The organism is Cellulomonas sp., from assembly GCF_965229465.1.
Lineage (GTDB): Bacteria > Actinomycetota > Actinomycetes > Actinomycetales > Cellulomonadaceae > Cellulomonas.
The window spans coordinates 250,334-262,757 of the sequence record NZ_OZ245882.1; the positions used below are offsets into that span (position 1 = coordinate 250,334).

13 protein-coding genes and 2 tRNA genes are annotated in these 12,424 nt (G+C 72.7%); 4 read left to right on the top strand and 11 right to left on the bottom strand.

The genetic code is table 11. The features are described 5' to 3' along the window. The first annotated feature begins 46 nt into the window (after positions 1-46). The gene (locus ACO06A_RS01135; protein WP_421734333.1) at positions 47-526 is read left to right on the top strand and encodes a DUF3515 domain-containing protein; all 480 of its coding nucleotides are present in this window, start codon (positions 47-49) and stop codon (positions 524-526) included. Between the two features lie 4 nt (positions 527-530). On the opposite strand, the gene ACO06A_RS01140 is transcribed toward ACO06A_RS01135, so the two are convergent. Continuing rightward, complete coding sequence (locus tag ACO06A_RS01140) at positions 531-1,610, bottom strand: fatty acid desaturase family protein (protein ID WP_421734334.1); 1,080 nt, start codon at positions 1,608-1,610, stop codon at positions 531-533. A 250-nt stretch (positions 1,611-1,860) separates the two neighbouring features. Next, positions 1,861-3,030 (bottom strand): D-alanine--D-alanine ligase family protein, encoded by a 1,170-nt coding sequence (locus ACO06A_RS01145; RefSeq protein ID WP_421734335.1) that lies wholly within the window; start codon positions 3,028-3,030, stop codon positions 1,861-1,863. 106 nt (positions 3,031-3,136) lie between these two features. On the opposite strand from ACO06A_RS01145, the gene ACO06A_RS01150 reads away from it, so the two are divergent. Next, complete coding sequence (locus ACO06A_RS01150; RefSeq protein WP_421734336.1) at positions 3,137-4,300, top strand: trans-sulfuration enzyme family protein; 1,164 nt, start codon at positions 3,137-3,139, stop codon at positions 4,298-4,300. Here the strand turns inward: ACO06A_RS01150 and ACO06A_RS01155 are convergent. From ACO06A_RS01155 to leuC, 6 genes are all read right to left on the bottom strand, one after another. Further along, on the bottom strand, positions 4,297-5,349 hold the full coding sequence (locus ACO06A_RS01155; protein ID WP_421734337.1) for an NAD(P)H-dependent glycerol-3-phosphate dehydrogenase: 1,053 nt from the start codon (positions 5,347-5,349) through the stop codon (positions 4,297-4,299). The genes ACO06A_RS01150 and ACO06A_RS01155 overlap by 4 nt on opposite strands. Continuing rightward, the gene (locus ACO06A_RS01160) at positions 5,346-6,110 is read right to left on the bottom strand and encodes a lysophospholipid acyltransferase family protein (RefSeq protein WP_421734338.1); all 765 of its coding nucleotides are present in this window, start codon (positions 6,108-6,110) and stop codon (positions 5,346-5,348) included. The genes ACO06A_RS01155 and ACO06A_RS01160 overlap by 4 nt, the downstream gene beginning before the upstream one ends. Before the next feature lie 18 nt (positions 6,111-6,128). Continuing rightward, the gene (gene murA / locus ACO06A_RS01165) at positions 6,129-7,445 is read right to left on the bottom strand and encodes a UDP-N-acetylglucosamine 1-carboxyvinyltransferase (RefSeq protein WP_175346348.1); all 1,317 of its coding nucleotides are present in this window, start codon (positions 7,443-7,445) and stop codon (positions 6,129-6,131) included. A 95-nt stretch (positions 7,446-7,540) separates the two neighbouring features. Then, positions 7,541-8,152: an HU family DNA-binding protein gene (locus ACO06A_RS01170; RefSeq protein WP_421734339.1), complete on the bottom strand. Its 612-nt coding sequence runs from the start codon at positions 8,150-8,152 to the stop codon at positions 7,541-7,543. 113 nt (positions 8,153-8,265) lie between these two features. Continuing rightward, positions 8,266-8,934, bottom strand: coding sequence for a 3-isopropylmalate dehydratase small subunit (gene leuD / locus ACO06A_RS01175; protein ID WP_421734340.1), 669 nt, complete (start codon positions 8,932-8,934; stop codon positions 8,266-8,268). A 21-nt stretch (positions 8,935-8,955) separates the two neighbouring features. Further along, on the bottom strand, positions 8,956-10,410 hold the full coding sequence (gene leuC / locus ACO06A_RS01180) for a 3-isopropylmalate dehydratase large subunit (protein WP_421734341.1): 1,455 nt from the start codon (positions 10,408-10,410) through the stop codon (positions 8,956-8,958). Between the two features lie 106 nt (positions 10,411-10,516). Here leuC and ACO06A_RS01185 point away from each other — a divergent pair, with 106 nt between their 5' ends. Together ACO06A_RS01185 and ACO06A_RS01190 are read left to right on the top strand one after the other, a co-directional pair. After that, positions 10,517-11,236 (top strand): IclR family transcriptional regulator, encoded by a 720-nt coding sequence (locus ACO06A_RS01185; protein WP_028046824.1) that lies wholly within the window; start codon positions 10,517-10,519, stop codon positions 11,234-11,236. Continuing rightward, the gene (locus tag ACO06A_RS01190) at positions 11,236-11,466 is read left to right on the top strand and encodes a hypothetical protein (protein ID WP_421734342.1); all 231 of its coding nucleotides are present in this window, start codon (positions 11,236-11,238) and stop codon (positions 11,464-11,466) included. Before ACO06A_RS01185 ends, ACO06A_RS01190 begins: the two co-directional genes overlap by 1 nt. Positions 11,467-11,554: 88 nt before the next feature. On the opposite strand, the gene ACO06A_RS01195 is transcribed toward ACO06A_RS01190, so the two are convergent. The 3 genes from ACO06A_RS01195 to ACO06A_RS01205 form a co-directional block, all read right to left on the bottom strand. Continuing rightward, a tRNA-Glu gene (locus tag ACO06A_RS01195) sits at positions 11,555-11,627 on the bottom strand. A gap of 99 nt (positions 11,628-11,726) precedes the next feature. After that, a tRNA-Gln gene (locus ACO06A_RS01200) sits at positions 11,727-11,798 on the bottom strand. A 160-nt stretch (positions 11,799-11,958) separates the two neighbouring features. Further along, complete coding sequence (locus ACO06A_RS01205; protein ID WP_421734343.1) at positions 11,959-12,414, bottom strand: DUF6912 family protein; 456 nt, start codon at positions 12,412-12,414, stop codon at positions 11,959-11,961. Positions 12,415-12,424: the final 10 nt, after the last annotated feature.

Genomic DNA, 12,424 nt, shown 5'->3' on the forward strand with positions numbered 1-12,424 from the left:
CGGACACGGTAGAGGGTCGGCGGGGCGCACGGGCTACGGTGGGCCGGTGCCCCGGATCCGCCGACGACTGCTCCTGATCGCCCCGGTGGCCGGCATCGCCGTCCTGGCGGGCTGCGCGAGCGTGGTCCCCGTGGACGTGGCGCCGCACGCGACCGACCCGCAGTGCGCGAGCGTGGTTCTCGCGATGCCCGACTCGCTCGGCGACGGTCTGCCGCAGCGCGACACGAACGCGCAGGCGACCACCGCCTGGGGCGACGCGAGCGCGCCCGTGGTCCTGCGGTGCGGGGTCGAGCCGCTGGGCCCGACGACCGAGCACTGCCAGAGCGTCGAGACGCCCGGCGGTCCCAGCATCGACTGGGTCGTCGTCGAGGGCGAGGACGGCGGCTGGACGTTCACCACCTACGGTCGCGAGCCCGCCGTCGAGCTGCACGTGCCGGCCGAGGTCGCCGACGAGCGCTCGACCGCGTTCGTCGACCAGCTGGGCCCCGCGGTCGCCCTGACGGAGCCGACCCGCTCCTGCGTGTAGGCGGTCAGCGCCCGTACTGCGCGGCCACCGGGCAGTCGAACGCCGCACGGTCCGCGAGCCCGACCCGGTTGAGGTACTCGACGATGATCCGGTAGGACCGGAAGAAGCCGACCTCGGTGTACTTCACGCCGAGCTGCTCGCAGTAGTCGCGCACGACCGGCTGCACGCGCTTGAGGTTGGGGCGCGGCATGCTGGGGAACAGGTGGTGCTCGACCTGGTAGTTCAGGCCGCCCATCACGAAGTCGACCGCGACGCCGCCCTTGATGTTGCGGGAGGTGATCACCTGCCGGCGCAGGAAGTCGACCTTCATGCCGGCGGGGATGATCGGCATGCCCTTGTGGTTCGGCGCGAACGAGCCGCCGAGCATGACGCCGAAGAGGGCCATCTGCACGCCGATGAACGCGGCGGCCTTGCCAGGCGGGAGCAGGACGAACAGTGCGACCGGGTACGCCACCAGTCGGGTGAGGATCATCGGCAGCTCGACCCAGCGGTGCGGCACCGGACCCCTGCCCAGCAGCAGGCGCAAGCTCGACACGTGCAGGCTCAGCCCCTCGAGGGTGAGCAGCGGGAAGAAGAACCAGCCCTGGTTGCGGCCGAACCAGGCCCGGAAGCCGGAGTGCTCGGCCAGCGCGTCCGCGGTCCACACGACGACGCCCGGCGCGATGTCCGGGTCGGTGCCCTGCTGGTTCGGGGACGCGTGGTGCCGGTTGTGCTTGTTGCGCCACCACGCGGCGCTGAGCCCGCCGAAGGCGCAGGCCCAGATCCGCGCCGTCCAGTCGTTCCACGCCCCTGACGTGAAAACCTGCCGGTGCGCGCTGTCGTGACCGAGGAAGGCGCCCTGGGTGAGCACGACCGCGAATGCCGCGGCCACCGCCAGCTGCCACCACGAGTTACCGACGAGCACGACGGCCACCCAGATGCCCGCGAAGGCGGCGGCGGTCGCGATCATCCGCGTCCAGTAGTACCCGTAACGGCGCCCGAGGAGGCCGGACTCGCGCACGTAGGCGGCCAGCGCGGTGTAGTCCTGGGCGTTCCTTGCCACTCGGGGCGGCGCGGCGGGCGCCGGCGACGCGGTGGCGCTCATGCGCGGCGGCCGCGGACGGACTCGACGAGCAGGAGTCGCGGTGAGGCGACGTGGGGAGCACCCATGGCGGTCACAACCATTCTGCAAGGAGCCGTCACAGCGTGTCGGCCAGGCGGAGCACTCCCGATCGGGGGTGCGGTGGGGCGCCGGTGAGACGTCCCGACCGTGACTGCACGACCGGCGATGCCGCCGTCCGCTCCGTCACGATGGCCCGAAGCGTAACCTGCGGCGGCGCGGACGTCCTGGTGGCTCAACGGAGGCCCGTCGGACGCGCCAGCGCGAGGCGCAGGAGCTCGTCGACCAGCTCGGCGTAGCTGACCCCGGAGGCCTGCCACATGCGGGGGTACATCGAGTAGGGCGTGAACCCGGGCATCGTGTTGATCTCATTGACGACGACGCCGCCGTCTGGCGTGACGAACACGTCGACGCGCGCGAGCCCCTCGCACCCCACGGCCTCGAACGTCCGCACCGCGACGTCCCGGACCGCCTCGACGATGCCGACGGGCAGGTCTGCGGGGCAGGCGAGCGTGACACCGGCCTCGTCCAGGTACTTGGCCTCGAAGTCGTAGAAGTCGTGCCGCGGGTCCGTGACGACGATCTCGCCCGGCAGGGAGGCCCGCGCCCGCTCGCCGTCGTGGCCGCCGAGCACGCCGCACTCGATCTCGCGCCCGAGGATCGCCGCCTCGACGATGACCTTGGGATCGTGCACCTGGGCCGCCGCGATCGCCGCCGGCAGGTCCGCCAGGTCCGTGACCCGGGAGATGCCGAGGCTGGACCCGGCGCGCGCGGGCTTGACGAACAGCGGGAGCCCGAGCTCGGCGATCCGCGCCGTCACCCCCTCGGCGTCGCGGTCCAGCTCCCCGGGGAGCACCACGCGGAACGGTCCGACCGGTAGGTCGTGGCCCGCCAGCACGAGCTTCATCATGTGCTTGTCCATGCCGACCGCGGAGGCGAGCACGCCGGCCCCCACGTACCGCACGTCCGCCAGCTCGAGCAGGCCCTGGAGCGTGCCGTCCTCGCCGAACGGGCCGTGCAGCAGCGGGAAGACCACGTCCACCTCGCCGAGCACCCGCGGCAGCCGGCCCGCCTCGAGCACCTGCACGTCACGGTCGTCGACGGCCTGCGGGAGCAGCACGTGTGCGGCGGTGTCCTCCACCTGCGGCAGGTGGCCGTCGACGATCGCCCAGCGGTCGGGGTCGTCGTCCGCGAGCACCCAGCGACCCGCGGGGGTGATCCCGACGGCGAGCACGTCGTAACGGTCGCGGTCGATGGCGCGGAGCACCCCGCCGGCGGTCGCGCAGCTGATCGCGTGCTCCCCGGAGCGCCCCCCGAAGAGGACCATCACGCGCGGGCGTCGGCCCGTCGGGGACGTCGGCGCGGAGGGGTCGTCGTGGCCCGAGGGCTGGGAGGTGGCGTCCATCGCGCCCGACCCTACCTGGCGACGAGGCCGGGTCCGGGCTCGTTCCGCGTCCTCGCGAGGATCCGTGGGCTCACCCACGCACGCGGGCGGCGGGTAGCCTGCGGCGGTGACCTCGCAGAGCGACCCGCACGCTGCCGACGCCCTCTCCCCCGCGACGCTCGTGGTCGCGGCCGGCCGCCCGGAGCGCACCCAGGGCGCCCCGGTGAACCCGCCCGTCGTGCTCTCGTCCACCTTCGTCTCGCAGGGCGTCCCGGGTGCGGGCGAGCCGCTGTACGGCCGCATGGACGCCGCGACGTGGCACCCGTTCGAGCAGACGCTCGGCACGCTCGAGGGCTCCGCGCACCCGGCGCTGGTGTTCGGCTCGGGCATGGCGGCCATCGCCGCGGCGCTCTCCCTCGTCCCACCCGGCGGACGCCTCGTCCTGCCGCGGCACGCGTACCAGGTGACGCTCGGGTACGCCCAGGACCTGCACGACCGTCTCGGCATCGACGTGACGCTGGTCGACATCGCCGACACCGACGCCGTGACAGCCGCCGTGAGCGAGCCCCGGCCCGCCTCGATGCTCTGGATCGAGACGCCGACCAACCCGATGCTCGAGGTGGCCGACCTGCCCGTGCTGGTCGAGGCCGCGCACGCCGCCGGGGCGCTCGTCGGCGTCGACAACACGTTCGCCACCCCTTTGGTGCAGCGGCCGTTCGAGCACGGCGCGGACGTCGTGGTCCACTCGGTCACCAAGTACCTCGCCGGACACACCGACGTGGTGCTCGGGGCAGCCCTGGCCGACGACGACGACCTGCACGCCCGCCTGCACGCGTACCGGACGCTGCACGGCTCGATCGCCGGGCCGTTCGAGGTGTGGCTCGCGCTGCGCGGGCTGCGCACCCTGGCGCTGCGGGTCGAGCGCGCCCAGGCGAACGCCGCGGAGCTGGCTCGGCGCCTGGCCGACCACCCGGCGGTCGCGGAGGTCCGGCACCCGAGCCTGCCGGCCGACCCCGGCCACGACCGGGCTGCGCGCCTGATGGACGGCTTCGGGGCGATCCTCGGGCTGCGCCCGCGCGGCGGACCGGACGCGGCGGACGCGCTCGTCGCCGCGCTGCGGCTCTGGGTGCCCGCCACGAGCCTGGGCGGGGTGGAGTCGACGCTCGAGCGCCGTCGCCGGTTCGCCACCGAGTCGCTCACCGTGCCCGAGGACCTGCTGCGCATGTCGGTCGGCATCGAGGACGTCGAGGACCTCTGGCGCGACCTGGCGCAGGCGCTGGACGCGCTCTAGGCCCCCTCGGCCTTGTGCGGCCGCGCCAGGAGCAGCGGAGCCAGCTGGTCCACGGGCAGACCCTCGTGCAGCACGCGCACCACGGCGGACGTGATCGGCATCTCGACGCCCAGGGTCGTGGCGAGCTCGAGCACCGACCGGCACGACTTGACGCCCTCCGCTGTGCCACCGGTGGCGGAGATCGCCTCGTCGAGGGTCATGCCGCGCCCGATGTGGCCGCCGAGTGTGTGGTTGCGCGAGTCGGGCGAGGCGCAGGTGGCCATGAGGTCCCCGAGGCCGGCCAGGCCCGGGAACGTGTCGGCGTCCGCCCCGAGGGCCAGACCGAGCCGGGTGATCTCGACGAGTCCCCGCGTGATGACGGTGGCCATCGTGTTGTACCCGAGGCCCCGTCCCTGCGAGATGCCGACCGCGAGCGCGATGACGTTCTTCACGGCCCCGCACAGCTCCACACCGACGACGTCGTCGTTGGTGTACGGGCGGAAGTAGGCCGACGCGCACGCCCGGGCGACCAGCTGCGCGGTCTCCTCGCTGGTCGACGCGACGACCGTCGCGGTGGGCTGCCGGTGGGCGATCTCGAGCGCCAGGTTCGGCCCGGAGACCACCGCGATGCGGTCCGCCGGGATCCCCAGCGCCTCGGCGACGACCTCGCTCATCCGGCGGTCGGTCGACAGCTCGACACCCTTCATCAGCGAGACCGCCACGGCGTGGCCGGCGACGGCGTCGGCCAGCGGGGTGAGCGTCGCGCGCGCGCTCTGCGACGGGATGGCCACGGCGACCACGTCGGCGCCGGCGAGCACGGCACGCGCGTCGGGTGAGGCCGTGACGCGCGCGGGGAGCTCGACACCGGGCAGGTACGCCTCGTTGCGGTGCTCGTCGGCGATCTGTCGGCAGACCTTCTCGTCCCGGCCCCACACGGTCACGTCGCAGCCCGCATCGGCCATCACGGCCGCGAAGGTGGTGCCCCATGCTCCGGCGCCCAGCACCGCGGCACGCAGGCGCGGGGAACCGGGCACGTCGGGACGGTCCTGCGCCACCTGGTCGGCCGTCACGGCAGCTCCGGGTGGGTCGCGTGGTCGCCGCCGACCCTCTTCTCGCCCTGCGCCATGGGCTTGCGCATGTCGTAGCGGATCGCCGGGGGCTCCTCGCCGCGGATGTCGGCGAGCAGCGCGGTGATCGCGGTCATGACGCGCTCGGTCGCCTCGCGCAGCGTCGCGGTGTCGTGCGGCTTGCCGTACAGGTCGCTGAGGTCGACCGGGGGTCCGGCGACCACGGTGACCAGCTTGCGCGGGAACGGCCTGAGCAGCTTCTTGTAGCGGCCGAGCAGCAGCTGCGGCCCCCACTGGGCGACGGGGATGACCGGCGCCTCGGTGCTCAGGGCCAGGCGCGCGATGCCCGTCTTGCCGACCATCGGCCACAGGTCGGGATCGCGCGTCAGGGTCCCCTCGGGGAAGACCGCGACCACGTCGCCGTCGCTGATCGCGGTGATGGCGGCGGTGAGCGACTCCCCCGCCGACGAGGAGTTGCGGTAGACGGGGATCTGGCCCGTCGCGCGCAGGATGCCCGCGAGCACCGGGATCTTGAACAGGGGCGCCTTGGCCAGGATCTTCGGCGCGACGCCGTTGTCCCACAGGAAGTGCGCGAACGTCAGCGGGTCGATGTTCGTCATGTGGTTCGAGGCGACGATGAACCCACGCTCACGCGGGAAGTTCTCGGTCCCGTGCCAGTCGCGGCGGGTCATCGCGCGCAGCAGGGGACGCACCACATGGGCGACGTAGCGGTAGGCACGGTTGGATCTGGCCGGTGGTTGCACGGGAGCAGATGCTATCTGTCAGTCGCGGCTGAACTCGGCGCCGAGCGCCTCGAGCTTCTCGGTGAACCGCTCGTACCCGCGGTCGATCAGGCTGATGCCCCGTACGGACGACGTGCCCTTGGCCGCCAGCGCGGCGATCAGGTGGCTGAAGCCGCCGCGCAGGTCCGGCACCTCGATGTCCGCGGCCGACAGCGGCGTCGGGCCCGAGATCACCGCGGAGTGGAAGAAGTTCCGCTGGCCGAACCGGCACGGCCGGCCGCCCAGGCACTCCTTGTAGACCTGGATCGTCGCGCCCATGCCGACGAGCGCGTCGGTGAACCCGAAGCGGTTCTCGTAGACCGTCTCGTGCACGATCGACAGGCCCTTGGCCTGCGTCAGCGCCACGACCAGCGGCTGCTGCCAGTCCGTCATGAACCCGGGGTGCACGTCGGTCTCGAGCGTGATCGAGCGCAGGTCCCCGCCGGGGTGGAAGAACCGGATGCCGTCGTCGTCGATGGCGAACTCGCCGCCCACCTTGCGGAACGTGTTGAGGAACGTGGTCATCTCGGGCTGCGTGGCGCCGCGGACGGTGATGTCACCGCCGGTGGCCAGGGCGGCCGACGCCCAGGACGCGGCCTCGATGCGGTCCGACAGGGCGGTGTGCCGGAAGCCGATGAGGCGGTCGACGCCCTCGATCCGGATGACGCGGTCCGTGTCGACGGAGATGATCGCGCCCATCTTCTGGAGCACGTTGATCAGGTCCATGATCTCGGGCTCGATCGCGGCGTTCGACAGCTCGGTGATGCCCTCGGCGCGCACGGCGGTGAGCAGCAGCTGCTCGGTGGCGCCCACGCTCGGGTAGGGCAGGGCGATCTTGGTGCCCTGGAGGCGGCGCGGGGCGCGGATGTGGATGCCGTTGTCGGTCTTGTCCACGACCGCACCGAACTGCCGCAGGATGTCGAGGTGGTAGTTGATCGGCCGGTCGCCGATCCGGCAGCCGCCCAGGTCCGGGATGAACGCCTCGCCCAGCCGGTGCAGCAGCGGCCCGCAGAACAGGATCGGGATCCGGCTCGACCCCGCATGGGTGTCGATGTCCGCCACGTGCGCCGACTCCACGTCCGTCGGGTCCAGGTGCAGGACCCCCGCCTCGGCGTCGGCGTCGACCTTGACGCCGTGCAGCTCGAGCAGGCCCGTGACCACGGCCACGTCGCGGATCTGGGGGACGTTGCGCAGGACGCTCGGGGTCTCGCCCAGCAGGGCGGCGACCATCGCCTTCGAGACGAAGTTCTTGGCCCCGCGGACGGTGATCTCCCCCGAGAGCGGGGTGCCACCGTTGACGTACAGCAGATCGGTCATCGAACCATCGTCTCCCAGGTGCGGGGGTGCTCCCGACCGCGCCCGCACCGGCGCGCCGGTGCGGGTGCGGAACCTTCACATGGCGGGCCAGGAGCTCACTTCTTCTTGGTCTTGCCCTTGCCGGAGGAGGTCGTCTTCTTGGCCTGCGCCTTCTTCGCCGCAGCCTTCTTCGCCTCAGCCTTCTTCGCGTCGGCCTTCTTGGAGTCCGCCCGCTTCTTCGCGTCGGCCTTCTTCGCCGCGTCGGCCCGCTTCTTGACGTCGGCCTTCTTCGCCTTCGCCTTCGCCTTGGACTTCTCGGTCGCGACGGCGGCCTTGACCGACGGCACGCCGGCCGGCTTCGCGGGAGCCGGGGCGCCGACCTGGGTCGGCTCCGGCGCGGCCAGGCCCCGGAGCGTGTCGAGGTCGGCGACGGCCTCCAGCGGCGTTCCTGGCTCACCGGCGACCCGTGCACGCAGCGTGGCACCGGGGTGGAACCGGGCGACGGTGGTCGCCGCGACCTCGAGCGTCTGCCCCGTGCGCGGGTTGCGGGCCGTGCGAGCAGCGCGGCCGGCTGCCTCGAACGTGCCGAACCCGGTGAGCGTCACACGCTCCCCCGCGGCGAGCGCTGCGGTGATCTCGCCCAGCACGGCATCGACGGCGGCTGCGGCGGCAGACCTGGAGGCACCGCGCGCGGCGATCCGGTCGGCGATCTGCGACTTCCCTGTCATGGTCGTCCCCTTCTCCGTCGGCGCGCACCGCGCCGGGCACCGGCCCCACGCTAGCCACTGCGGCGCACCGGCGGGTCGCCTGAGGGGCGACCCGCCGGTGCCGGCGTCAGCGCCTAGCGCGGACCCCGACCGATCTCGACGGGCACGGCCGTCGGCCGGGCCGCGACGATCTCGACGGGCGGCAGGTGCTTGGCGGGCAGGGTGGCCGGCCGCCATGCCTCGCGACGGGCCTCGAAGGCGGAGATCTCGTCGGCGTGCTCGAGCGTGAGCCCGATGTCGTCGAGGCCCTCCAGCAGGCGCCAGCGCGTGTAGTCGTCGACGTGGAACGGGACGACGACGTCGTCGCACGTGATCGTCTTGGACTCCAGGTCGACGGTGATCTCGGTGCCGGGGCGGGTCTCGAGGATCTTCCAGATGAGCTCGATGTCCTCCTGCGACGCCTGCGCCGCGAGCAGCCCCTGCTTGCCGGAGTTGCCGCGGAAGATGTCCGCGAAGCGGTTCGAGATGACCACCTTGAACCCGTAGTCCTTGAGCGCCCAGACGGCGTGCTCGCGGGACGACCCGGTGCCGAAGTCGGGCCCGGCGACGAGCACGGAGCCGGACGCGTACGCCTCCTGGTTGAGGATGAACGACGGGTCGCCGCGCCAGGCGGCGAACAGCGCGTCCTCGAACCCGGTGCGCGTCACGCGCTTGAGGTAGACGGCCGGGATGATCTGGTCCGTGTCCACGTTGCTGCGCCGCAGCGGGACGCCGACGCCGGTGTGCTGGTTGAACTTCTCCATGACTGTCTCTCGCTTCCTGGGTCAGACCGTCTGGAGGTCGGTGAGGGGGCTGCCGTCGGGCGCGGGAACGCCGGCGTCGAGATCGGCGAAGGAGGAGAGGGTGCCGCGGATGGCGGTCGCGGCGGCCACGAGCGGCGACACGAGGTGCGTGCGCCCGCCCTTGCCCTGGCGGCCCTCGAAGTTGCGGTTCGACGTCGAGGCCGAGCGCTCCCCCGGCGCCAGCTGGTCCGGGTTCATGCCCAGACACATCGAGCAGCCGGCGTTGCGCCACTCCGCGCCGAAGTCGAGGAAGATCTTGTCGAGCCCCTCGGCCTCCGCCTGGAGGCGCACGCGGGCCGATGCCGGCACGACCAGGACGCGGACGTCGTCGGCCTTGTGCTTGCCGCGGACCACCTTGGCCACCGAGCGCAGGTCCTCGATGCGTCCGTTGGTGCACGAGCCGATGAAGACCGTGTCGACCTTGATCTCGCGCAGCGGCTGCCCCGGCGTCAGGCCCATGTACTCGATGGCCCGCTCGGCGGCCCCGCGCTCGTCGGCGTCGGCGATCTCCTCCGGGACGGGGACCGAGCCGGACAGCGGGAGGCCCTGGCCCGGGTTGGTGCCCCACGTGACGAACGGCTCGAGGTCCTGCGCCCGCAGCACGACCTCGACGTCGAACTCCGCGTCGTCATCGGTGCGCAGCGTCTTCCAGTACTCCACCGCGGCGTCCCAGTCGGCACCCTCGGGTGCGTGCGGGCGACCCCGCAGGTACTCGAACGTGGTCTCGTCGGGCGCGATCATCCCGGCGCGGGCGCCGGCCTCGATCGACATGTTGCAGACCGTCATGCGGGCTTCCATCGACAGCGCGCGGATGGCCTCGCCGCGGTACTCGAGCACGTAGCCCTGACCGCCGCCGGTCCCGATCTTGGCGATGATCGCCAGGATGATGTCCTTGCTCGTCGCGCCGACGGGGAGCTCGCCGTCGACCGTGATCGCCATGGTCTTGAACGGTGCCAGCGGCAGCGTCTGCGTGGCCAGCACGTGCTCGACCTCACTGGTGCCGATGCCGAACGCGAGGGCGCCGAACGCACCGTGCGTGGACGTGTGCGAGTCGCCGCACACCACCGTCAGGCCCGGCTGCGTCAGGCCCAGCTGCGGCCCGACCTGGTGGACGATGCCCTGGTCGGCGTCACCGAGCGAGTGGATCCGCACGCCGAACTCCGCGGCGTTGTTGCGCAGCGTCTGGATCTGCGTGCGGCTGGTCTCGTCGGCGATGGGCCGGTCGATGTCCAGCGTGGGGGTGTTGTGGTCCTCGGTCGCGAGCGTGAGGTCCGGGCGACGGACCGGGCGACCCGCGAGACGCAGGCCCTCGAACGCCTGCGGGCTCGTCACCTCGTGCACGAGGTGGAGGTCGATGTAGAGGAGGTCGGGCGCCCCGTCGGTGCCTCGTCGCACGACGTGTGCGTCCCAGACCTTCTCCGCCAACGTGCCGGCCATCTTCTCGGTCCGTTCTCTCGTTCGTCCTGTCGGCCGGGAGTGTGGTTTTCCCGGCTCACCTGCTGTCGTACTTGCATCTCAGCCTGCGAGACGCCAATATCGACCTATGGACAACTCTAGCGGAGTCGGCGTGCTGGACAAGGCCGCGTCCGTTCTCAGCGCCCTCGAGGCAGGCCCGGCCACCCTTGCACAGCTGGTGACCGCCACCCATCTTGCGCGCCCGACGGCTCACCGGCTGGCGGTGGCGCTCGAGCACCACCGCCTCGTGGCCCGCGACATGCAGGGTCGGTTCGTGCTCGGACCCCGCCTCTCGGAGCTGGCGACGGCGGCCGGCGAGGACCGCCTGCTCGCCGCGGCCGGCCCGGTGCTGGCCGCGCTGCGCGACCACACCGGCGAGAGCGCGCAGCTGTACCGCCGCCAGGGCGACCAGCGGATCTGCGTCGCCGCGGCCGAGCGGCCGATCGGCCTGCGCGACTCGATCCCGGTGGGCGCGACGCTGACGATGCACGCGGGCTCCGCGGCGCAGATCCTGCTCGCCTGGGAGGAGCCCGACCGCCTGCACCGGGGGCTCCAGGGCGCCAAGTTCACCGCGACGATCCTGTCCGGGGTGCGCCGCCGCGGCTGGGCCCAGTCGGTGTCCGAGCGCGAGGTCGGCGTCGCGTCGGTGTCCGCCCCCGTGCGCGGGCCGTCGGGCCGGATCGTGGCCGCCGTGTCGGTCTCCGGGCCGCTCGAGCGCCTCTCCCGGCAGCCCGGCAGGCTGCACGCCGCCGCCGTCGTCTCGGCGGCCAACCGGCTGACCGAGGTGCTGCGCCGAACGGCGGACTGATGGCTGTCCGGGGTGCCGCGGCGTCCCGACGTCGACTGCGCCGCAAGGTCGCGATCGTCGGGTTCCTCGTCGGGCTGGTCCTCGGCGCGGTCGTCGCGCTCCTGGGCGGCGGCGGGGCCGGCGACGCCGTGGTCACCGGGATCCTGCTCGGCGCGATCGCCGCGGTCGTCGGCTACGGCGTCGTCGCGCTCCTGCCCACGTCCTCGCACGGGCCTCCTGGCCAGCACTGAGCTCGCGCGCCCGTGGGCGTGCGGTGCTACTCGCCGGACATGACACGAGCCCTGGCCAGCTTCCGCTGGCCAGGGCTCGTCGCCTCTGTACCCCCGACCGGATTCGAACCGGCGCTACCGCCGTGAGAGGGCGGCGTGCTAGGCCGCTACACAACGGGGGCCTGTACGCTGCGCGACCCGAGGGCCTCGCTTGCGAGTGAACACTCTACCCGATCCTCCGAGGAGGACGGACCAGCGGTGCTCGCGCTGAGTTCATACCGCTGGGGTACCAGGACTCGAACCTAGACTAACTGAACCAGAATCAGTCGTGCTGCCAATTACACCATACCCCATGGGGGTAAAACGCCCGGAGCTCGACGGTTGCCTGGCGGGGCAGACCGACGCGCATCCGGACGTCGTACCGGCGGTGAACACTACCCGAGCGCCGGGGCCGGGTCCAACTGGCGCACCCCGACGTGACGAAGCCCACCGGCCCGACCTCAGGTGTCGACCTCAGCGCGGGATCGACGCCAGCTCCGACGCGTCGTACCAGAGCAGGTCGCGCTCGTCGAGGCGGTCGACGGCGGCCTCGTCGCCGGCTGCGGCCAGCACCACGTCGGCCGCGGCACCCGGCTCGTCGACGTGCACGCAGATCACGTCGTCCTGCGGCACCGCGCTGGTGAGGTCGACGGCGCTGGGGACGTCGTCGCCGTCAGCCACGGGCACGACCTCGCTGTCGGGGACGTCCACCGAGACGACGAGCCGCAGCTGCGGAGCGTCCGGCTGCCCGCCCAGGAGCTCGAGCGAGTCGTCCGCGGCCGCCAGCTGCGCCGCGAACTCGAGCCCCTCGTCGTCCTCGTCGGGGAACATCGCCCGCAGCGCCGGCGTCACCGCGTGGGCGCGCCGGGCCGCGAGCGGGCCGGCCGCGGGATCGAGCTGGTCGAGGGAGGCGGGGAGGTAGATGCGCACCGGGCCAGTG